The 22,005-nt window shown below is 46.9% G+C and carries 16 protein-coding genes and 1 riboswitch; of the genes, 12 read left to right on the plus strand and 4 right to left on the minus strand.

Going from position 1 to position 22,005, the window contains the following annotated elements; all coding sequences use genetic code 11:
- Window positions 1-161 precede the first annotated feature (161 nt).
- Genes HUB64_RS08405 through HUB64_RS08415 form a run of 3 tightly spaced genes read right to left on the minus strand, consistent with a single transcriptional unit; the run spans window position 162 to window position 4,878 of the window.
- Window positions 162-1,451, minus strand: coding sequence for a cytochrome c (locus HUB64_RS08405; protein ID WP_173496793.1), 1,290 nt, complete (start codon window positions 1,449-1,451; stop codon window positions 162-164).
- Window positions 1,451-1,984 (minus strand): (2Fe-2S)-binding protein, encoded by a 534-nt coding sequence (locus HUB64_RS08410; RefSeq protein WP_173496794.1) that lies wholly within the window; start codon window positions 1,982-1,984, stop codon window positions 1,451-1,453. The genes HUB64_RS08405 and HUB64_RS08410 overlap by 1 nt, the downstream gene beginning before the upstream one ends.
- A complete protein-coding gene (locus tag HUB64_RS08415; RefSeq protein ID WP_173496795.1) occupies window positions 1,981-4,878 on the minus strand; it encodes a xanthine dehydrogenase family protein molybdopterin-binding subunit in 2,898 nt (965 codons plus the stop codon). Before HUB64_RS08415 ends, HUB64_RS08410 begins: the two co-directional genes overlap by 4 nt.
- Before the next feature lie 1,201 nt (window positions 4,879-6,079).
- Between HUB64_RS08415 and HUB64_RS08420 the strand changes: the two genes are divergently transcribed.
- From HUB64_RS08420 to HUB64_RS08440, 5 genes are all read left to right on the plus strand, one after another.
- Window positions 6,080-6,676 (plus strand): hypothetical protein, encoded by a 597-nt coding sequence (locus tag HUB64_RS08420; RefSeq protein WP_173496796.1) that lies wholly within the window; start codon window positions 6,080-6,082, stop codon window positions 6,674-6,676.
- Between the two features lie 139 nt (window positions 6,677-6,815).
- Window positions 6,816-7,808 carry a hypothetical protein gene (locus HUB64_RS08425; RefSeq protein ID WP_173496797.1) on the plus strand — a complete coding sequence of 331 codons (993 nt, stop codon included), beginning with the start codon at window positions 6,816-6,818 and terminating at the stop codon, window positions 7,806-7,808.
- A gap of 19 nt (window positions 7,809-7,827) precedes the next feature.
- Entirely contained in the window at window positions 7,828-8,406 is a 579-nt protein-coding gene (locus HUB64_RS08430) for a hypothetical protein (RefSeq protein WP_173496798.1), read from the plus strand.
- 473 nt (window positions 8,407-8,879) lie between these two features.
- On the plus strand, window positions 8,880-9,311 hold the full coding sequence (locus HUB64_RS08435) for a hypothetical protein (RefSeq protein ID WP_173496799.1): 432 nt from the start codon (window positions 8,880-8,882) through the stop codon (window positions 9,309-9,311).
- A 66-nt stretch (window positions 9,312-9,377) separates the two neighbouring features.
- Window positions 9,378-9,788 (plus strand): hypothetical protein, encoded by a 411-nt coding sequence (locus HUB64_RS08440; RefSeq protein ID WP_173496800.1) that lies wholly within the window; start codon window positions 9,378-9,380, stop codon window positions 9,786-9,788.
- A gap of 430 nt (window positions 9,789-10,218) precedes the next feature.
- Here the strand turns inward: HUB64_RS08440 and metH are convergent, their stop codons facing one another.
- Window positions 10,219-13,953 (minus strand): methionine synthase, encoded by a 3,735-nt coding sequence (gene metH, locus HUB64_RS08445; protein WP_173496801.1) that lies wholly within the window; start codon window positions 13,951-13,953, stop codon window positions 10,219-10,221.
- Window positions 13,954-14,222: 269 nt separating this feature from the next.
- Between metH and HUB64_RS08450 the strand changes: the two genes are divergently transcribed.
- From HUB64_RS08450 to HUB64_RS08480, 7 genes are all read left to right on the plus strand, one after another.
- Window positions 14,223-14,948, plus strand: coding sequence for a histidine phosphatase family protein (locus HUB64_RS08450; protein ID WP_173496802.1), 726 nt, complete (start codon window positions 14,223-14,225; stop codon window positions 14,946-14,948).
- A 221-nt stretch (window positions 14,949-15,169) separates the two neighbouring features.
- A riboswitch (cobalamin riboswitch) is annotated at window positions 15,170-15,384 on the plus strand.
- 99 nt (window positions 15,385-15,483) lie between these two features.
- Entirely contained in the window at window positions 15,484-16,365 is an 882-nt protein-coding gene (locus HUB64_RS08455) for an ABC transporter ATP-binding protein (protein ID WP_173496803.1), read from the plus strand.
- The gene (locus HUB64_RS08460; RefSeq protein WP_173496804.1) at window positions 16,362-17,492 is read left to right on the plus strand and encodes an iron ABC transporter permease; all 1,131 of its coding nucleotides are present in this window, start codon (window positions 16,362-16,364) and stop codon (window positions 17,490-17,492) included. The genes HUB64_RS08455 and HUB64_RS08460 overlap by 4 nt, the downstream gene beginning before the upstream one ends.
- 132 nt (window positions 17,493-17,624) lie before the next feature.
- On the plus strand, window positions 17,625-18,707 hold the full coding sequence (cobT, locus tag HUB64_RS08465) for a nicotinate-nucleotide--dimethylbenzimidazole phosphoribosyltransferase (protein ID WP_173496805.1): 1,083 nt from the start codon (window positions 17,625-17,627) through the stop codon (window positions 18,705-18,707).
- 106 nt (window positions 18,708-18,813) lie between these two features.
- Complete coding sequence (locus HUB64_RS08470; RefSeq protein WP_028759425.1) at window positions 18,814-19,602, plus strand: adenosylcobinamide-GDP ribazoletransferase; 789 nt, start codon at window positions 18,814-18,816, stop codon at window positions 19,600-19,602.
- On the plus strand, window positions 19,599-20,225 hold the full coding sequence (gene cobU, locus HUB64_RS08475) for a bifunctional adenosylcobinamide kinase/adenosylcobinamide-phosphate guanylyltransferase (RefSeq protein WP_173496806.1): 627 nt from the start codon (window positions 19,599-19,601) through the stop codon (window positions 20,223-20,225). Before HUB64_RS08470 ends, cobU begins: the two co-directional genes overlap by 4 nt.
- Before the next feature lie 105 nt (window positions 20,226-20,330).
- Window positions 20,331-21,965 carry a cobyric acid synthase gene (locus HUB64_RS08480; protein ID WP_173496807.1) on the plus strand — a complete coding sequence of 545 codons (1,635 nt, stop codon included), beginning with the start codon at window positions 20,331-20,333 and terminating at the stop codon, window positions 21,963-21,965.
- Window positions 21,966-22,005 lie beyond the last annotated feature (40 nt).

Raw genomic sequence — 22,005 nt, forward strand, 5'->3', positions numbered from 1 at the left:
CCGCTTACTCTAATTCCGCTTATTTTGATTAAGTCGATGAGTGACCGATTCTCGCGCTCTATATCATTCAAGCAAAAGCCGACGCTAGAGTCGGCTTTTATCTTAAATCTCTCACATAACTATGCGGTTTTTATCTTAAATCTCCCACATATCTATGTGGGTTAGTCGTGCTCGAGGATCACTTCTTTTAAGCTTTGGATGGTCTTCACATCGAGATTACCAGCTTGTGTGCTCCAGGTGAGTCTTAGATAATTGGCTAAGTCTTTAATCTGCTCGTCGCTTAACTCATCAGCATATCCCGGCATAGCGTAAAAGCTGGTGGTGGCGTTGTAATGCTGGCTCTGAATACCTTTTAGTATCACGGCGACGATATTGTGTGGACTCGCTTTATCTAAGGTGGCGTTTCCTGCCATCGCAGGGGCGACATTAGGACGACCTTCACCATTTTGACCATGACAACCGGCGCAGTAACCTTTGTAGAGCGTATAACCTGGCAGTTCTGGTTTATGGCCGTTAAAGGTGAGCGAATCCGGTTTAAGATCATCGTCGGTATCGAGCAGATAACTGCTAACCGCGCGCATATCATCATCGGTTAAGTGGCTAAAGCTGTGATACACCACGGGATACATGCCGCCAAAGACAGTGCCTTTACGGGAGTAGCCTTCGGTAAATAGCGACTTAAGATCCTCATGGGTCCAGTTTTGCCTGTTAAGCTCGGCGGGGCGAATGTCCGATGCCTCTAGCCCTTCGATAATCGCGCCCTCAAAGTGCTTGTCCTGCTCCATGGCAAACAGCGTGTCTCTTGGGGTGTGGCATTCACCGCAGTGCCCTAGGGCATTAACTAAGTAATTGCCGCGGTTCCAATGTTCGCTTTTTTCCTTGCTAGGGGTAAATTCCTTAGCATCGTGGGCGACTAAGTTCCAAGCTTTTAGGCCAAAACGCAGGTTAAACGGAAAGTAAACATCATTGTCGCGATTAGCTTGCTTGATAGGTTTAGTACTCATCAGATAGGCATAAATCGCCTGAGTGTCTGCGTCCGTGAGCAAACTGTAGGAAGTGTAAGGCATAGCAGGATAGAGGTTGCCGTTGACGCCAACACCGTGGTGCATGGCATCAAAAAACTCTTCGTAACTGTATTTGCCAATACCGGTTTCTTTATCTGAGGTGATATTGGTTGAGTACACAGCGCCAAAGGGCGTTTCGAACGGCAAACCGCCCGCGAGTTCGCGACCGCCGACTGCAGTATGGCAGGCCACACAGTCGCCTATCTTCATCAGATACGCGCCGCGTGCGATGTCGTTATTCGTATTGCCGCCTTCATCGGCAACGCTGCTGGAACAGGCGAGTAAACCTAGCCCTAAACTCAGGAGTAGATTGTGGCTCAACAGATTTTTTATCCTACTAATGTGCGGGAAATAGCGCGAGAAATAGCGCAGATTGGCTGATGTCATCACAGGGTTAGCCCCTTAGTTTTGAGGATCAGATCTTTGACCGCCGCATAGTATTTTACGTAGCCAGTACAGCGGCATACGTGTTCACTCAAGGCATCTTCAACGACTTTTTCAACTTGATCTTTAGCGATAGGTTGTCGCTCTAATCGCTCAAGCAGCGCGGTCGATTCGTTGACAAAGCCCGAGGTACACCAGCCACATTGAAACGAGAAGTGCTTTAAAAAAGCTTCTTGCACTGGGCTTAGGGCGGTGATTTCGCCAAGGGAGTTTTGTCTAGCATGACCTTCGACAGTGCGGACGCGTTTACCATTAAAACGCTCTACACCATTGATGCAGGTACGCACCACTTCGCTCATGCCTTGCTCGTCGTCGACGATCACTGTACAGGCGTGGCATACGCCTGCGCCGCAACCAAACTTAGTGCCTGTGAGGTTCAAGTACTCATGTAGAAACTCAATCATCATCACACCATCGGCGACTTCAATCGGGCCTACGGCTTGGTTATTAATGGTCAGTTTAATAGACTGGCTCATGCCATGGCCTCCTTAATTTTTTTCGCTGTCATAGGTAAATCGTAAAAGCGGACATGGGTTGCTTGATACACGGCTTCAATCAGCGCCGCGACCACAGGTATCATCACCACTTCGGCGATACCACGGCTGGGATCGTTATCAGATAACTGCGGCAATATGGTATGACGTTGATCCCACACGCCCACATGCCGCGCTAACGGCACCTGATAGCGATTGAGGTTCCACGTACCATTGCCAGCGCCGGCTTCAAATGGCGGTAAGCCTTCATGCAGTGCATGGCCAATTCCCATCGCAAGGCCACCTTGAATTTGCCCTTCGACTAATTCTTTAACAATCACTTTGCCCGCTTCTAACCAAGTGTGAGAACTCAGCAGCGTGACTTCGCCATTGCCCTCGTTTACGGCCACTTCAACCAAAGTGGCGCAGGGGGCGTAGTAAGTCACCATGGCATTGTTCAGTTCGGCTCTGGGATAACTCATGGCTTGACGATCGATCAAGTGATAGCCATTAGACTTCATGCTGGCTTGACGCGCTTTGATACTCTTAGTCGTGTCGGAGGTGGCCGCAAATGTCGCGTTGCCTTCGCCGTATTGCAGCGCCAGCGCATCGAGTGCTAAACGCTCTTTAGTGCCAAGAATGTCGAAATCGGCTTCAGCCCAAGCCCAGCGATTAAAGGCATGGCCCATCACGCCGACCACTAAGCCCATGTCGTGGGCGCGTTTAGCGAGAATATCCAGCGACAATGGCGGAAAGCCCAAGGCGGTTAACTTGCCATCGACCCAGCGACCATCCCGTGAGTTATGCAAATTAGTTGAGCCCATTGGGGTGTTAAAATACAACTCGTTCCAAATTGATACCGCCGCAGGCCACAGACCGTGGCGATAGATAATATCGGCTGCGATGCGGCTGACATGGCTTTGGTAATAGGCCGACATAGACGCCGACGATGCCATGGCTTTAACGGGCGTCCAGCGTGGATTGGCCGCCATTTCATCTTGGCGTTGCTGCGAAATAATATAAGGATTATCGGTTTGCACTAATTGCATCGCATCCCAAATATCCACTTCGGCGAGTTTTACCTCATCGGCAAAGTTGCCAAGGGCATCGCTGACCACAACGGCTTGGGAGGTTTGCGTGCCTGTGCCCATTTCGATAAAGCCGATTTCTAGGGTGATTTTGCCGTCTTTCGCTAGGCGAACCGCCGCACTTGGCGCGGCGGCGCCCGTACCATAATCTTTAGTGGCGATACCAAAACCTACGCCGTAACGCATCCCCGGATGTTTGGCCTCATAGTCCTTTTTATTCACCGCGCGGTTTTGCCACACGGGAGCTTGCTCGGCCATGTCGAGCATTTCGCGGTAACGTAAAGTGCCGTTAGGAATCGCACCTTGAGTATTACGCTGGCCAGACTCCATCACGTTGGCGGCGCGCAGTTTAAAGGGATCAACCTTTAGCTCATCGGCGATCTCGTGGATCATGCATTCCATCGCCGTCATCGATTGCAGCGTGCCATAACCGCGCATCGACCCCGCATCTGGGTTACGCGACGCATAGGCGGTGGCGATAATATCGTTGCGCGGCGTGTAATAAATGCTTTGCATCGCTGTCGCACCAACCGAGGTCACAGACGGAGTAAAGTTGACTCGTCCGCCGCCATCGACTGTCATCTGCGAAGTTAAGGCTTGGATTTTTAAGGTCGATTTATCCACCGCTAAGCGGCTTTTCATGATGAACGGATGACGCTTAAGGCCAGACTGGAATTGTTCGAATCTGTCATTGGCGAGTCGGATTGGTCCCTTGGCATAAACGGCCGCGATCACGCCGTAATAAGGAAATATCGAATGGTCTTTCGCGCCAAATCCACCGCCGATATAAGGCGAGTGCACCACCAGATGTTTTACCTTGCCTGCCAGTGGGCTAGATAACAGCATGTGCACTGCCATCTCTTGAAAGTCCTGCGGCGACTGCGAGGTAATCACAGTATGAAAGGTTTGGCTAGTTGCATCATACCAGCCGTTAAAGGCTTCGGGTTCCATCATCATAGGATCGATAATCTGGGTGCGATATTCCCGCTCTAACACTTGCCATTGTTGATTGGCTTGGGCGCTAGCAATCTGCTTATCTATCTCGCCCGCATAATAAAGCCCGCGCTCAGACACTGTCCCTTTGGCATTCGGATTACCTAACCATTCTGGCTTGCGATCTTTTACGCTAGGGAAAAATAGCCCATCGTGGAGCGGGCTATATAAATCTTCCCGTGCGCCATTTTCACCTTCAACTCGAATAAGGCGCCAGCTGGCGTAAGGGTCTTTCGAGTCCGACACAAACGGCGTTTGCTCACCAAAGCGCAGTAAGGTCTGGTCAAATTGCAACAAGGACTTCGCTTGCTTAAAGGCGGGGAAACTGTCGAACAACAATATCGCCACCGCATGACCTAAGTAGTCAGCGGTTTGCCCCTCGGCCAGTAACATATTGTCACCGTAAAAATCGGGCAGCTTGATTTTATCACGGGCCAGATCGGCCGCAGTGATCACTTTATAGGGCTTAGCCGACGCTGGCAGGTGGTCGAGGGAAAAGCCTTGATAAACATGGGAGGCATCGGCAGCGCGTAGAATAAAAGCGTAACCTTGCTGCTTGGGCCAGCCCTCCATGTCCATAGCGCGGTAATCACGGCCATAGACCTTTTGGCCTGTGACTTTCGCTATGCCGTCGTTACGAAACTTAGGTTTGGATTGACCATTAACCTGAGTTTGCCATCGGGCTGCCAGTTCAGGTGAGACAATCGCCGCATTCGCGCGACTCATTTCCCACAACAAAGGGGCCGAATATACGGCAACCCCGCCAATCACACATTGCTTGATAAAGGTCCGGCGTGACGTATTAGATGGTTCCATATCTCAACCTCAGTTGTGCTTCCGTGTAATATCAGCCGCGCTGCATGGTATCGCCCGATATAAGCTTGTTGTCGATCGACTTTTTATTGATTGTTGCGACATAGCTTTGATAAACACTGAATGTAAATTTACATTAGCCACGTTAGCATGTAGGGCCGAAAATGCAAATTTAGGCGGTTAATCGTTGCAGTTTTGACCAAGCTAAATCAGAGTGTAAAACCCGTGTTATCAGGCTTCTACAGTGATGTTCGCACTGTGATTCAACTCAGTTACGTTATGGCTGAATTTTGCTCAGAGCCCTTTGTTCAGTGCTCTTTAGCCAATGTGTTCACTGAACCCATTTTCCCATGTCAAAATTGTCTCGTTTGCCAAAATAAGACCGCCTGACACGGCTAGACTTCATGCCACTGCAAGATAAATAGATAGTGCTATTTGATGGCGAAAGGTTTAGTCACATGTATTCATATCGACATTGTTAAATCAGCGCTTGCTTAATTACTTGATTTGTAATGCTAAAGTTATAGACAAGTGTACGCTATGTCGCTATCTTAGGTTTTTAACAAGGATGAGCTTTAATCGCGTACCCGCGATTCGAGTCACTTGCATCAGGACGATGTGTCTTTTCTCTTTCTTAGATACCCAACTCCTCCTGCAAATTGGTGAATATGCTTTGGCACTTATGCTTGTTGCCACAGTGCTTATTGGCATTTTGCTCAATGTTCAGCAGTGGACGTTTTGAGTTGGTGCAACCTTGTTTTGATTAATGGCTTGGCTGGCAGGTGTTGGCGAAGTGCGGTAGCAATGGGGAAGCTTTGTCGGTTCACAAATTAGTTAACTATTAATTTTGCGGCCTAGCGGCCGAGGAGAATCAAGGTCGTGGGTCTTCAACCCACACCCGACCAAGGAGGACTGCTCGTCCTATCCTCCTTGGATTCTCCAAGACGCCCCTAACGAAGTTACATGCATTAGTTACTGGCCTAGCGCTTATTCGAAAATCACTAACGCTTCCGATGGTACATCCTGTACCCCGAAAGCTAGCTCGGCATCCATGCCTCGCTCACGTGATTTTCTTCAACGCCCGTCGGCAACTTCGCAGGGTATTGGTGAATTCTTTGCATTTGAGTCGCAGATTGTTTGATATGAAATATGCATGTTCGGTAGATAAACAGTTTTTTCACTTAATTATTATCAAGGAAATGATATGGCTGAGCTAGGAGTTGCAGAGTTTTCAATGATCGCCGTAACAACGGGGAATCCTAAAAAAACCAAAATTCGTAAGGTTGTTAATCGTGAACCTTATGCTTTTTATAAGGATTATTATCTAAACCTACGAACAGCAATTAAGTCTCTTTTTACTCAAAAGAGGCATATTTCATATTTATATGATGTTTCAAGAAAACAATCAAATCCAACAAAAAAAGCAAAGTTTGAGCGGATTTCTAGTGTTTTTAAAGATTGGCAGTCAGGAAAAAATATTACAGCAGATACTCCAATTAAAGCATCGTACTCTTACTCTAACACGGAGATTACTTGTAACCCTGAGCTTAATGTTGTTTTAAATGGGCAGCCGCGACTTGTTAAATTACATTTCAACGAAGCTGAAAAAATGACTCGAGAAAGGGCAAATATAATTTGTGTTCTTATGCAGGAAGCAATTAATGACCCCAACTACCAGTATAGCGTTCTTGATTTAACAACTGGGAACGAGTTTATGTTTGATGGGAATTACGATAAGACTATTTCTTTTATATATAATGAAATAGCTTCTCTTGAGGTTGAGTGGGCAGGTTTTGTTTGATTTTTTCTGTAACTAAGTTATCTGTATTATTTTTATTGAAAGATGGGAGTGGAAGTTAGATATCCTGTTAATGAGAACAACTTTTTAGATACAGAAATTTTATTTTTTAGTTTTCCTGTTTTATTTGAAGTGAGTTTTTATGTCGAATAGTAGAAGTGGATTTGAGCGAGTTGTATGGTTTCATAGTATGTCATTAAAAAGTGTCGCAAGAACTCAAGGGAGTTCTGATACTATTTTACCTACAAAAAAATTAAGTGATTTAGAAGGTTATATAATTAATAGTAAGGGTTTTGAGCACTCTTATACAATCAATAAGCATAAAGCGATTTTAAATCTTCAAGACGTATCTATTTCATCATGTGGTAATTATATTATCCTTATGATTAACTTATCTGATACGGCAGGTTCAACTAAAGTTATTAGAGATAATAAAAGCAAGGCAAGAAGAGAGTTTTCTTTAGAAAAAGATCAAGATCAAGGTTTTGAATATTCATCCCATATATTGATATCTCGGAAGCATAATAGTGACTTTAGATATACGGTTTTAGTGGAAAAATCCCCGCTACTGTCAAGTTATTATATAGAGCTATTTATAAATAAAATTATATTTAATGTGGCTAAAAATAATGAAGGGTTATTTACTGTTCAGCATGAATTTGGTTTGATTGATTCTGAAACTGAGAATATAAAAGAAATTAGATATAAGCCTGTGATTAATTTGGAAAGTATGCCAGATGAAAATTTAATGGTAGCAATTAAAACCGGAAAATTTTCTTCGATAACATTGATAAGCAGGGAGGAGAAAGTTTTTTGTGGAGTTGATTCTAATGTTGAAATTATTGAGACTCAAAGAGAAGTTAAACTTAGTACAGCATTTACGTCTACAACTGGAAGTTTTTTTAAAGGAGTTAAAGAACATTATAGGAATGATTTCGATACCGTTAAAGTGTCTTTTAAGTCAGATGGTATAAATGCTTCTGCGGCGTTTAATATATCAGATATATCTACAAATGGATTAGAAAGTGTTGTCACCAAAAAAGTACTGATTGATGGTTTTGTCGATACTTTGAAAGATGCGTATGAAACAATTTCTAGTGATATAATAACGAAAATGCTTAAATTGGCTCCATAATCGCGGTAAGGGTTACTCAATGCTGATTTCACAAATATTAAGTCCTATCAATTATTTAAGGGTGAAGGGGCTAAAGTCGAAAGCACTTTTCGATTGGTTTTTCCCTCTCATTCTTACTGGGTTGAGCTGTGCATACTTGTATTTTTTTGCTGATTGGAATTTAGCCTTTGTGATTGGGGATTCTGGTTTTATTAATAAATTGTTGTCATTTACAGCGTTACTTCCGGGGTTCTTTATTGCAGCATTAGCTGCAATTGCAACTTTTCCTCGTAAAGAAATTGACCTTCCATTAGATAACCCAAAAGTTGAACCAACGATAAAGGTTAATTATGTAGATAGTAATGGTGTTTACCATAATAAACAGATTCAAATATCAAGGCGTGTTTTTCTTTGTACTCTATTTTCTTTTGTGACTTTTGAATCAGTGATTTTACTTTTAATTAATTTATTTTCTTCAGTTACAAGTGTTTCTGTTGAGTATTATTTTATTCTTGCTTCTTCGTATATTACTTTTGTGCTTTTTTTGTTTTGGCAAATGATGACGGCTGCATTTTTGGGGTTATATTATCTTAGTTTTAGAATTCATTTTCTCAGATAAAAAGAGATAGGACAGACAAAGCCCTTGAATGCGAAAAGTTAACTCTAATCTTACAGAAGTTCACCGATCCCCTGCGAAGTTGCTGAAGGGCGTTGAAGAAAATAGCGTGACGCAGACAGGACGTCTGCGTAGCTTTCGGAGAAGGGGCGAATGAAAATCGATGATTTTCGTGCTTATGAGCGAGAGGCAGGGATTGCAGAACAGGAGGGCTTTACAGGGATGTAAAGCGGAACCATCGGAAGCGTTAGCTATTTTCGAATAAGCACGAAGCCAGTCACTAATGCATGTAACTTCGCTAGGGGCGTCTTGGCTGCTGGTGAAAACAATAGCAAGGAGGATAGGACGAGCAGTCCTCCTTGGTCGACTCTTGATAAAAAAATCAGGGGGTGAAGCCCCACGACCTTGATGTAGATTTTTAATTTGAAATTGAGGCCAGTGTAACTCTGAATAGAGTGCATTCCATTGGAGGTAAATTGAAGTTTTTAGTGATTATCTTCGGCATAGCTGTGTCGATATATATGCATGGAAGTTGGTTGTCTGTCGATAACAAATGGTGGTGGGATTTACTGTTATCTTTCAATGTAAAAGCGTTAAGTGAAAACTTGGGGATGGTTGTATTTTGCTTTTGGATACATCTTCCACTGATGATCATATTTTCTTTAGCATGTGCTTTGATTATTAATCGAGTTGGGTATCCAAGGTATTTTATTTACTCTGTGTTAGGTACTTCATTTTTTACATTTGTTGTGCTGCCATCACTGCCTGTTTTCGATGTGTTATTAGCTGGCGGGATGAGTCCATTACGTTTTATCGATATCTTTGTAAAAACACTCATGTTTCTGACCTTGTTTTTTGTTTTTAATATACTTGTGAAAAAGTGTAATAGGTTGAATTTATTGGGTTAATTTTATTTTCGAGATGTTTTGCTGACTGTGTTTATTGATTTATTTTAGGGATGATTTAAGAGTTTTATGAAAAAAATTAGTTTTTTGGGTATGAGCATAGTGCTTGCTTTGACAGTAGTTATCGGTCTTGCAGTTGATTTTATGGTTGAATTTAAGTCTGAATCGATTTTTATGCAGATGAATATTTTTAGCTTTAAATTATTGTTTTCTTTACTTAGCATGCTCTGTGTGCAGATTGCTATTGCAGTCACTTTTAATTTGAAACTGTTACCTATGCTTATAGGTAAAGATTATCCGTCAAATTACTTTAAATGGTCTAAATTTCGACTTATAGAAGTTTTATTTTTATTTAACTTATGGGCTATGGGTCATCTTCAATATTTCACCGTCGTAATAGTTAATTTCGCTTTGGTTGAGTTGATACACTTATATTTAGTTTATAAAAGTATCAATAATAAGCTCGAGTCTACTATATAAATTAGTAAGTTGAGGACAATAAGGCGTGTGGAGTTGGCATAACTCTTTCAATGCGAAAAGTTAACTCTAATCTTACAGAAGTTCACCGATCCCCTGCGAAGTTGTCGAAATACGCAGATAAAAATGCCGTGGCGACATCATGGATGATGGCGCAGGCTCGGGGGCACATGGATGTGCCATCTGAGCCGTTAGGCGATTTTTATTGGAGTATGAGACAGGTAACTAATGCATGTAACTTCGCTAGGGGCGTCTTGGAGAATCCAAGGAGGATAGGACGAGCAGTCCTCCTTGGTCGGGTGTGGGGTGAAGCCCCACGACCTTGATTTTAACTTTCTAAAGTAAAAAATTAGGGGCGATAACTCGCCCCTTAACTTTGCCCATTTATAAAGTTGCTTAAATTCAGTTCGGGCAACTTACTGAGTAAACATGATTACTCGGGATCATAATCCAACACTGGCGCCAGCCACTTCTCAGTCTCTGCGATAGTCATCCCTTTACGCTTCGCATAATCTTCCACTTGATCGCGGCCTATGTTACTCACGCCAAAGTAGCGGGATTTCGGGTGGGCGAAATACCAGCCCGATACTGCCGCTGTGGGGAACATGGCGTAGCTTTCGGTGATGTTCAAGTTGATGGTTTCATCGGGCTTGAGCAAGTCCCATAACAAGCCTTTTTCTGTGTGGTCTGGGCAAGCTGGGTAACCCGGTGCGGGGCGTATGCCTTTGTATTTCTCGCGGATTAAGGCTTCGTTACTTAACTGCTCGTCGGCCGCATAACCCCAAAACTCTTTACGTACCCGTTCGTGCATCCGCTCGGCAAAGGCTTCGGCTAAACGGTCGGCTAAGCATTTGAGCATGATGGCGTTGTAGTCGTCGTGGTTGGCTTCAAAACGTGCCACATGTTCGTCTATGCCATGGCCAGTGGTCACCGCAAAGCCGCCCATGTAATCGGCGACGCCAGAGTCTTTTGGCGCAACAAAGTCGGATAGGCAGAAGTTGTCGTTACCGACACGTTCAAGCTGCATCCGCAGGTGATGTGTGGTCATTTCGACTGTGGTGCGCGACTCATCGGTATAGAGCTCGATATCGTCGTAATTCACGGTATTGGCTGGGAATAAGCCGATAACCGCTTTCGCCGTGAGCCACTTTTCTTCGATGATTTGTTTGAGCATGGCCTGACCATCGGCGAACAGCTTTTGCGCCTCGACGCCGACGACTTTATCTGTGAGGATTTCAGGGTAATGGCCGTGCAATTCCCACGAGCGGAAAAACGGTGTCCAGTCGATACGCTCGACTAAATCTTCTAACGGATAATTATCAAACACTTGGCGACCGAGCACGTTTGGCGTGAACGGGGTGTAGTTGGCCCAATCGTGTTGGCAGCGGTTTTCACGGGCCGCTTCGAGTGACACTATCTCTTTGCGCTTGGCTTGGGATAGACGCTTAGTGCGCATGTCGTCGTATTCAGCATAGGTTTCGTCTATGGTCGCTTGGCGTGTTTCGTTGTTGATGAGCTTACTCACCATAGGCACGGCGCGGGAGGCATCGGCGATATAAATGGCGCCATGGGGATAATGGGGCGCAATTTTTACCGCTGTGTGGATTTTCGAGCAAGTCGCGCCGCCGATAATCGCCGGAATGGTTAAGCCTTCACGATGGAAGGTTTTCACGTTATGCACCATTTCGTCCAGACTCGGAGTGATGAGGCCTGACATGCCGATGATATCGATATTGTGTTCTTTCACTGCGTCGAGAATTCGCTCCACCGACACCATCACACCTAAATCGAATACCTCAAAACCGTTACAGGCAAGCACCACGCCGACGATATTCTTGCCAATATCGTGCACGTCGCCTTTTACCGTCACCATCAAGATCTTGCCGTTAGATTGGCCTTCGACCTTTTCTAGCTCGATATAAGGGTTTAAGTAGGCCACGGCTTTTTTCATCACCCGCGCCGATTTCACCACCTGCGGCAGGAACATCTTGCCCGAGCCGAACAAGTCGCCGACCACGTTCATGCCGTCCATCAAGGCGCCTTCAATCACATCCAGCGGACGTTTCGCTTCTTGGCGAGCGGCTTCGGTATCTTCATCGATAAATTCGGTAATGCCTTTCACTAGCGCATGAGATAAGCGTTGGCTCACCGGCCAGCTGCGCCATTCTAAATCTTCTTTCTTGCCCACCTGCGCGCCATCACCGCGGAATTTCTCTGCGATTTCAAGTAACTGCTCGGTATTACTTGAGCCTTCAACTGGGCAGGGCAAGTTAAGCACCACGTTTTCGACCCGCACTTTAAGCTCAGGATCGATATCGTCGTAAATGGCTAACTGACCCGCGTTGACAATGCCCATGTCCATGCCGACTTTGATGGCGTGGTAGAGGAATACGGCGTGGATCGCCTCGCGCACTGGGTTGTTACCGCGGAACGAGAACGACACGTTCGACACGCCGCCCGAAATCATTGCATGGGGCAGGGTCGCTTTAATCGCTTTTATGGCATCAATAAAATCGACGGCATAGTTGTCGTGTTCATCAATACCCGTGGCGATGGCGAAGATATTTGGGTCGAAGATGATGTCTTCGGGCGGAAAGCCGACCTTATCGACCAGTACGCGATAGGCGCGGGTACAAATTTCGATTTTACGCGCCTTAGTGTCGGCCTGACCTTGCTCGTCGAATGCCATGATAATGGCCGCCGCGCCGTAGCGTTTCACTAAGGTGGCTTGCTCAATAAACTTGGCTTCGCCTTCTTTGAGGGAAATAGAGTTAACTATGCCCTTGCCTTGAATACATTTGAGGCCAGCTTCGATCACTTCCCACTTAGAGGAGTCGATCATAATAGGTACGCGGCTGATGTCGGGCTCAGAGGCAATCAAGTTCAAAAACTTGTGCATGATCTCGGCGCCATCGAGCATGCCTTCGTCCATGTTGATGTCGATGATTTGCGCGCCGCTTTCGACCTGCTCGCGGGCGACATCGAGCGCTTGCTCAAACTTGCCTTCTTTGATCAACTTTAAAAACTTAGCCGAGCCTGTGACGTTGGTGCGCTCACCCACGTTAACGAACAGGGATTGGGCGTCGATAGTCAGTGGTTCCAAACCTGCCAAGCGGCAAGCGACTGGAATGTCCGGCAAAATACGCGGGTCATGACGGCTCACCGCTTCGCGGATCACGCGGATATGTTCAGGCGTACTACCACAACAACCGCCGATAATATTGAGCATGCCTTCGCGCGCCCAATCTTCGATCACATTCGCCATGTCTTCTGGGGTTTCATCGTAACCGCCAAACTCGTTCGGCAGGCCTGCATTCGGATGCGCCGACACATAACACTCACTGATGCGGGATAATTCTTCCACATAGGGGCGTAATTCTTTTGGCCCAAGTGCACAGTTAAGACCGATAGATAAGGGCTTGATATGGCGAAGGGAATTGTAAAAGGCTTCGGTCGTTTGGCCTGTCAGTGTGCGGCCAGAGGCATCGGTAATGGTGCCCGAAATCATGATCGGCAATCTGTCTTTAGAATGCTGACCAAATAAGTCATCAAATACCGATTCAATCGCAAACAGCGCGGCTTTGGCGTTTAAGGTATCGAATATGGTCTCGACCATAATGATATCCGCGCCGCCCTCAATCAGTGCCTTAGTGGATTCTTTGTAAGCAGTCACTAACTCATCGAAGCTGACGTTGCGATAGCCTGGGTCGTTCACATCAGGGCTAATCGAACACGTACGGTTAGTGGGGCCTAACACACCGGCGACGTAGCGTGGAATGCCTGTGGCAGCAAAGGCTTCATCACAGGCTTCACGGGCGAGTCGCGCGCCGACTAAGTTAATTTCGGCGGACAGCGACTGCATGTCGTAGTCGGCCATGGCGATAGTGGTGGCGTTAAAGGTGTTGGTTTCAATGATGTCTGCACCGGCATTTAAGTAGTCGGTGTGAATTTGTTTGATGATGTGAGGCTGTGACAAGACCAAGAGGTCGTTGTTACCTTTGACGTCAGTGTGCCAATCTTTAAAGCGTTCGCCGCGATAGTCCTCTTCTTCCAGCTTGTAGCCTTGGATCATAGTGCCCATGGCACCGTCTAAGATCAGAATGCGCTCTGCAAGCTGTTTGCGAATGTCTGCTAATATTTGGCTGGCTTTGGTTGAGGGTATCGTCATAAATAATTACCTTAAATACAGCTAAGTTAAGTCCAAAAATCGGCCATTGTTATGCTAAGTGCATTTTATTGTCGTCTGCCGACATTTTTTGAATACTTGTTCTTAAAAATTTGTTTTGGACATTTAAACGTATAGACGTCCATAATACGCGACTTATGATTGTCAGGGCAAGATGAAAGTCAAAGGCATTAGGAGCGAGAATCGAGAATCTAGAATTTAGGCCCTCGGCTTGAGTTCCTAGCATCTAGTCCCTAACTAAAAAGGCATATATGAAACAAGTTCGATTGTTATTGTTACGCCACGGTGAGTGTGAAGGCGGCGCTATCTTGCGGGGTCGTGTGGATGTGCCTTTAAGCAAAAAGGGTTGGCAACAAATGTCGGCTGCAGTTGAGTCACAGGCCAGCGTGTGTAGCGCGATTTATAGCTCGACTTCACGCCGCTGCGCCGATTTTGCCCACGCTTTTGCCGCCGAGCTGCATTCGACGGCGGCACAGATATCTGAGTCAAGGCCATTGCAGGCGCAGTGTTTGTCGGGTTTACAGGAAATTGATTTTGGTGATTGGGACGGTTGTCGGCTCGATGAACTGTATCAACAAGAGGGCGAACGCTTAGCGGCGTATTGGCAAGACCCTTGGCAAACTCCGCCGCCTAATGGTGAAACTATGGCAAGTTTTGAGTCGCGGGTGAATGGGACGATTGACCAGATACTCGCCGCCGAGTTTGAACGATTGACCCTTGACTCACATAAAATGGGTAATGAAAACAGTGCCATTAATGAAACCGCTGATAATATGCCTGCCACTCAAGTGTGGGTCGTGACCCACGGCGGGGTGATCCGTCACTTAATGGCGCGTGCCTTAGGGGTTGAACGGGCGGTGGGGTTTTATAGTCAACTCGATTTACCCGTGGCGGCCGTGGTGAGCATTAATGTGCTGCAAGATGAACAGGGTGCCTGCTATTGGCGTTTAGATTGGCCGAGTGGGCGCAGGTGTTGAGGCCTTATTTCACGACCTAGGAGTTATGGTTTAGGCGTGATCGTTTGGCGAGAATAAGCTGACATGAAAATATTCTGATTTAAACAGCATTGCCTAATGGGATAGATGTAGGATAATGCTTTTCCCTGACGTTTGAACGAGATAGCGTATTACATGCGCAATGAGTGATAACGTCGCAGAAATAGGTGTTGGGAATAGACTCTCTTTGTTCGAATCGCTCCGCTGTTTTAATTAATAGTGGCGTTGTTAACAAAGAGCATATCAACCCAAACATAATAGGGAATCGGGGAGCTGCTCGTCAGTCAGCCCGAACTGTGCCCGCAACTGTGAGTAGTTTAAAGAAGCACCTAGATTCTAGATTCTAGATTCTAGATTCTAGAGCCTAGCTCCTTCTTTTCTACAAGTCAGGAGACCTGCCTATTTCTGTTATCGCTGCGTGCAGCCTTAGTTCTCGAGCGGGTGACTCGAGGGAGCAGATGACAATGTGTACAACCTTTTTTTATACAGGTTTGGACTCGATAGGAGCGCCGCTTAGGTGAAACTTTCTGCAATCCAAACTAACAGCCCCGTGAATGACAGTGACACTAACCCGTCATTGAGCCCATCAGTCGCACTTAATGTGAGCCAGTTGAGCTGGTGTATCGATGGCAAAACCATACTTTCCAATATTAACTTTACGCTGCCAACGGGGCAGATGCTGGGGCTGATTGGCCCTAACGGTGCGGGCAAGTCTAGCTTGCTGCGCTGTTTGTATCGGTTTGTTCGCCCGACTCAGGGCAAAATTACCCTTTTTGATCAAGATATTGAGCGCTTGTCGCCCAAGGCGTTTGCCTGTCGCGTCGCCGTAGTACAGCAGGATACACCGCACTATTTTGACCTCACCACAGAGCAATTGGTCAGCATGGGCTTAACGCCCCACAAGGGTATGTTCGATACCAATTCGAGCTGTGATACTGAGCGTATTGCTAAGGCTTTAGAGAAAGTCGGCTTGAGCCATAAGATGCACCAACAATATGAACACTTATCCGGCGGTGAAAAGCAACGCGCCTTAATTGCCCGCGCCATAGTGCAGCAGCCGCAGCTTTTAATCCTCGATGAGCCAACGAACCACCTCGATGTGCGCTATCAAATTCAAATCCTCGAATTGGTGCGTAGTCTTGGCATCAGCGTGATTGCCTCTATTCATGATCTTAATTTAGCCAGTGCCCTGTGCGACAGTTTGTTGTTGATCCATAACGGGGAAGTCAGCGCTATGGGGACGCCAATCGAAGTATTAACCGAGGCGCGAATTGGCGATGTGTTTGGCGTGTGTGCTCAGGTATCGCCCCATCCACAACATAAAAAGCCCTTAATCAGCTATTTTTATGGTTACCACCATGTAGATCATGGCCTGAACGAGCGAGGCGAGGGTGGATGACTCAGGGGAGTAAAAAATATTTCATCTCATATTTGGGGCGTATCGTGACACCGTTGACGAGACAACAACTGATGCTGCTCGTATTAGGTATCATCACTTTGATAACACCTATTGCCGCGACGAGTTTTGGTGCGGCGAACATCAGTTTTACGGATGTTATTCAAGTGTTTATCAATAAGGCGACGAACCTCACCCAAGCCAATGGCATGACTGAGCGCATTGTGATGGAGCTCAGGTTGCCGCGCATTTTACTGGCTTTTGTGGCGGGTGCGGGTTTGTCACTGGCGGGCAGTGTGTTGCAAACCGTGACTCGCAATCCGCTCGCCGATCCCTATTTGTTTGGCATTAGCTCAGGCGCGTCCTTTGGCGCTGTGGTGATGTTGACCTTATTCACTGGCTCTGGATTTTTTGATAATGCGGGCATGGCGGCATATTCTGGGCTTTTTAGCGGTTCGGGTGCCTTGTCTGGATTACTTTGGTTTAGCTTACCCTTGGGCGCTTTTATTGGCGCGAGTTTATCGGTGTTGATAGTGCTTGCCTTGTCTGGGCTCGGGCTTAATAGTCAAGTGGAGCGCATGTTGCTCTCTGGTGTGGCGACCTCCTTTATGTTCGGCGCATTAACGAGTCTGCTGCTGTATTTCGCCAGTCCGCAGGCGACAGCCTCTGTGCTGTTTTGGAGTTTAGGCAGTTTTGCAAAGGCCAGTTGGTCCTTGTTAGTACTGCCGACACTGGTGATTGGTGCGAGTTTATTCATTATTTTAGGCATGAAACGGCAGATCATGGCGTTGCAGGCGGGGGATGAAACGGCGCATACCTTAGGGGTGAATGTGCCTAAGCTGCGGCTCAATATGTTGCTGCTCTGCTCCTTGATTACCGCTATTTTGGTGGCTACTTGCGGCGGTATCGGTTTTGTCGGGTTAATGATCCCCCATACAGTACGCATGCTGTTTCCCGGTCGTCAGCCGATTTTATTAACGGCGCTGGTGGGCGGATTATTTATGGTGTGGATTGATGTATTAGCGCGCTGTTTATTGGGGAATCAAGAGTTGCCCGTGGGCATTATCACGGCCGCCATAGGTAGCATGTTCTTTTTGCTGATTTTGCGTAAGCGTAGAGTCATGTCGTAAGTGCAGACTGACGGGATAATCAGTATTTCTGTTGATATCCCACCCGCGATTGGAAATGCACAATTGGACATGTTCGTCATAGACGCGGGATGCGTTGTGGTTATTTAATGTAGATTACAAAGTGGAGTGTGGATGTCTCAGTCAGCCGTGTCTTTTCAAATAAGCCCTGTGAGTAAAGCGCAGGATCTGGTGATTCTGCAGAAAATTGATCTTAAGACTAAGCCGCCCGGTGCCTTAGGTCAGCTCGAATCCTTAGCCTTGCAGATTGCCCGCGTGCAAGCGACTGATTTACAACAAACGGAGCAGCCACAAACGGATGTGCTCAAAATAGTCCATCCAACCATGTTAGTGTTTGCGGGGGATCATGGCATTGCCGCAGAAGGCGTGTCGATTGCCCCTAGCGAAGTGACTCACCAAATGGTGCAAAACTTTGCCCATGGCGGCGCGGCGATTAACGTTTTTTGTCGGCAGGTGGGCTTTAAGCTCGAAGTGATCGATTGCGGTATTTTAACGCCAGTTGAAGGGGGTGAAGGCATTATTGATCAACGTCTTGGTGCTGGAACGGGTGCAATCCATTTAGAGCCCGCGATGGCGCTTGAAACCGTCGATAAAGGCTTTGCTATGGCGCGCGATTTGATTGAACGTCACCATCAAGCGGGTTGTAACTTAGTCGCCTTTGGCGAAATGGGCATAGGCAATACCTCCTCTGCTGCGGCCATTATGGCGGCGATCATGCAGCTGGATGTGATTGATTGTGTCGGCCGTGGTACTGGCATTAATAGTGAAACCTTAGAACGTAAATTGATGCTGATTGAGCTTGCGTTATTGCTGCATCAAAGCGCCTTAACTGGGCCTAAGTCAGTGTTAGCTTGCCTAGGAGGTTTTGAAATTGTGCAGATGACGGGAGCTATGTTAGCTGCCGCTGAACGTAAAATGCTGGTGGTCGTGGACGGTTTTATCGCGACAGCGGCAGCATTAGTCGCGGTGCAAATCGCCCCTAATGTGCGTGATTATTTGATTTTTGCCCATCAATCCGATGAGCAAGGTCATCTGCGAATGTTAGAATTTTTGCAGGCTAAACCTTTATTATCCCTAGGGCTGAGATTAGGCGAAGGTACGGGGGCTGCGTTGGCATTACCGCTTATTCAAGCCTCAGTAAATTTTTACAATCAAATGGCGAGTTTTAGTGATGCGGGGATTGAGGCTGTTGTATGATGTGCTCTGCTAAGTCGCTTATTTTACTTATTTAAAATAATAGCTTTTTAGCCAACCGTTTTAATTTTAAACCTTGCAGCAAGTGTGAATTCACTAAGGATGCTTTATGTCAGAACGCGAAAGCTGGCACAAAGAGATAGATTTATTTTTAGTTGCCATGGGCTATTTTACCCGCATTCCTATGCCTAAGTGGGTCGAAGTCGATAGCGATAAGTTGAATAAGGCCAGCCGTTATTTCGGTCTCGTCGGTCTTCTGGTCGGTTTGTTAAGCGCCATAGTGTTTTGGCTGACGCAGAACTGGCTCCCCGCTGGCGTTTCTGTTCTTTTAGCTATGTTGGTTGGCGTCTTGCTCACGGGCGGATTCCACGAGGATGGCCTAGCCGATACCTTCGACGGTTTTGGCGGGGGTTGGACGGCTGAAGACAAGCTGCGGATCATGAAAGACTCGCGCCTTGGCAGTTATGGCGCACTGGCACTGATGTTGGCCCTGCTGCTGAAATGGCAGTTGTTAGTCGAGTTGGCCCTGTACGATCCTGTCGTGGCGGGTTCAGCACTTATCGTCGCGCACACTGTGAGCCGTGTGGTATCAGCCAGTATCATTTTTAGCGAAAAGTATGTCCGCGATGACGAGACCAGTAAGTCTAAGCCGCTATCGCAACATCAAGGCATTAATGAGCTGCTTATCCTGATCGCCAGCGGCGTATTAGTGCTGCTATTCCTCAAGGGGTTAGCGGCATTATCATTGCTATTGGTGATGATAGGACTGCGCCGTTTGATCATAGTGATCTTTAGACGCCAGATTGGCGGTTACACGGGTGATACCTTAGGCGCGGCGCAGCAAATATCTGAAATCGTGTGTTATTTTGTATTGCTCGTTGTGGGTAACATTCTGTGATCCACCTCGTCCTAGGCGGCGCCCGTAGCGGTAAGAGTCGCTACGGCGAAGCCTTAGTGCGTCAGTACACTGCGCTCGGCTTCGATGCATGCTATGTGGCGACGGCGCAGGCGCTAGATGATGAAATGGCGACACGTATCGCCAAGCATCAAGCGGGACGATCGGACGATGGTATCGAATGGCAATTGTTTGAAGAGTCGCTCGCCCTCACTGCACTGCTAAAACGGTTAGCAAAACCTGGGCGAGTGATTTTAGTAGACTGTTTAACCCTTTGGCTAACGAATCAATTACTTGCATCGAACGTTAACATCGATGATGAACCCGCGCCGACTGAGTGGAATGCGACTGACTTTGCCGTTTCCACCTTTGGCAATTCAACCTCTGACGATAAAGCTTATGCGAGTTGGCAGGCCGAGAAAACCGCTTTTGTGGATTCCCTTGTCGAGCTTGAGGGAGTGGTGATTTTGATCAGTAACGAAGTCGGTTCTGGCATAGTGCCCTTAGGTGAGTTGAGCCGACAATTTGTCGATGAAGCAGGCTGGTTAAATCAAGCCGTGGCGACCTTAGCGGACAATGTCACCTTAGTGGTCGCCGGTTTACCCTTAGCATTGAAACCACTTTAGACTTTGGGCTCAGTCCACGTTTTAAGCTTAAGTTGCATACTTAAGTGATTTTTAGACTGAGCTGTTATGTTAATGACTGCAAACTAGAATAAGCCTTTTAAACCTATGTCCTCTCCAAACACAGACAACACAGCCTGTGCTAATGCACTCGATACCGCTGACACACCTGTAGTTAATACGCTTGCGGTTAATTCACCTCGGCGCGCGGCAGTCTTGATGGTGCAGGGCACTACATCGGATGCGGGCAAGAGCACCTTAGTCGCAGGCATTTGTCGTTTGCTCGCTCGTCAGGGGATTAAGGTTGCGCCCTTTAAGCCGCAAAATATGGCGCTCAATAGCGCTGTCACTATTGATGGCGGCGAGATTGGCCGCGCACAGGCCTTGCAAGCCGTGGCCTGTTATCTTGAGCCCCATACCGATTTTAATCCCATACTGCTTAAACCAAGCTCGGACACGGGCGCGCAAATTATCGTTCATGGCAAAGCCCTGACAACACTCGAAGCCTCGGCCTTTTTTGGGCCTAAATCTAAGGATTATAAGGCAATGGCGCTTGGCGCTGTGCTGGAATCCTTCGAGCGATTGACGGCCCAGTATCAAACCATAGTGGTTGAAGGCGCGGGCAGTCCGGCGGAGATCAATCTGCGCGAGGGCGATATTGCCAACATGGGATTTGCCGAAGCCGTAGATTGTCCTGTGATTATCATTGCCGATATCGATAAAGGTGGCGTATTTGCCCATTTGGTCGGGACCTTGGCCTTGTTATCAGAATCCGAACAGGCGCGGGTAAAGGGCTTTGTGATCAACCGTTTCCGTGGCGATATTAGCCTGCTGCAATCAGGGCTCGATTGGCTGGAAGCTTATACTCAAAAACCTGTTTTAGGCGTGTTGCCTTATCTGCATGATTTACATCTCGATGCCGAAGATGCGCTGATAAGCTCGCCGACTAAAGGCGCTAACAGCCGCTTAAAAGTGCGGGTATTAGTGTACCCAAGGATCAGTAATCACACGGATTTTGATCCGCTGCGGCTGCATCCCGATATTGATTTTGATTATGTGTCGTTGCAAACCCAAGCCGCGAGTCACGCCACTCATTTGCCCGCCGCCGATGTATTGATCTTACCCGGCAGTAAGAATGTGCGCGCCGATTTGGCCTTTTTACGCCAGCAAGGTTGGGATAAGGATATTGCCACTCACCTGCGTTACGGCGGCAAAGTGCTTGGTATTTGCGGCGGTTACCAAATGTTAGGCCAAAGCATTGCCGATCCCTTAGGCATTGAAGACAATGCGGGTGATACCGCAGGACTTGGCTACCTGCCGCTGAGCACAGAACTCAAAGCCGAAAAACAGTTACGACGAGTGAGCGGTGAGCTAACGTTACTTGGGGAAAAGGTTGCTGTGCAGGGCTATGAAATCCACTGCGGTGAATCAAGCTATCTTATCCCTAAGCTTGAACAAACGAATGCGCCCTTGCAGTTAATCCCAGAATCGACAAGCTTAGCTGCGCCAGCGATGAGTTTTGCCGATGGCCTGCAAAGCGATGACGGGCAAATCTTAGGTACTTATTTACATGGGCTATTTGATAGCCCAGATGCCTGTCAGCTGATTTTGCGCTGGGCGGGATTAAACGATGCTAAGGCGATAGATATCAATCAAATACGTGAGCAGCAACTCGATCGTTTAGCCGATGTGTTAGCTGAGCATTTAGACATGCAAAAATTACAGCCAATTTTAGAAGCATAAGTTTTAGAAACATAAGTTTTAAAAGCAGACATTTTTAGCA

Source organism: Shewanella sp. ISTPL2, assembly GCF_013283205.1.
GTDB classification, from domain to species: Bacteria; Pseudomonadota; Gammaproteobacteria; order Enterobacterales; family Shewanellaceae; genus Shewanella; species Shewanella oncorhynchi.

Excerpts from the sequence above, each read along its gene's own strand:
- HUB64_RS08415 (WP_173496795.1), bottom strand. The coding sequence starts at position 4,878 with ATGGAACCATCTAATACGTCACGCCGGACCTTTATCAAGCAATGTGTG.
- HUB64_RS08420 (WP_173496796.1), top strand. The coding sequence starts at position 6,080 with ATGGCTGAGCTAGGAGTTGCAGAGTTTTCAATGATCGCCGTAACAACG.
- HUB64_RS08410 (WP_173496794.1), bottom strand. The coding sequence starts at position 1,984 with ATGAGCCAGTCTATTAAACTGACCATTAATAACCAAGCCGTAGGCCCG.
- HUB64_RS08425 (WP_173496797.1), top strand. The coding sequence starts at position 6,816 with ATGTCGAATAGTAGAAGTGGATTTGAGCGAGTTGTATGGTTTCATAGT.
- HUB64_RS08460 (WP_173496804.1), top strand. The coding sequence starts at position 16,362 with ATGACTCAGGGGAGTAAAAAATATTTCATCTCATATTTGGGGCGTATC.
- cobT (WP_173496805.1), top strand. The coding sequence starts at position 17,625 with ATGTCTCAGTCAGCCGTGTCTTTTCAAATAAGCCCTGTGAGTAAAGCG.
- HUB64_RS08470 (WP_028759425.1), top strand. The coding sequence starts at position 18,814 with ATGTCAGAACGCGAAAGCTGGCACAAAGAGATAGATTTATTTTTAGTT.
- metH (WP_173496801.1), bottom strand. The coding sequence starts at position 13,953 with ATGACGATACCCTCAACCAAAGCCAGCCAAATATTAGCAGACATTCGC.
- HUB64_RS08440 (WP_173496800.1), top strand. The coding sequence starts at position 9,378 with ATGAAAAAAATTAGTTTTTTGGGTATGAGCATAGTGCTTGCTTTGACA.
- HUB64_RS08450 (WP_173496802.1), top strand. The coding sequence starts at position 14,223 with ATGAAACAAGTTCGATTGTTATTGTTACGCCACGGTGAGTGTGAAGGC.
- HUB64_RS08430 (WP_173496798.1), top strand. The coding sequence starts at position 7,828 with ATGCTGATTTCACAAATATTAAGTCCTATCAATTATTTAAGGGTGAAG.
- HUB64_RS08405 (WP_173496793.1), bottom strand. The coding sequence starts at position 1,451 with ATGACATCAGCCAATCTGCGCTATTTCTCGCGCTATTTCCCGCACATT.
- HUB64_RS08480 (WP_173496807.1), top strand. The coding sequence starts at position 20,331 with ATGTCCTCTCCAAACACAGACAACACAGCCTGTGCTAATGCACTCGAT.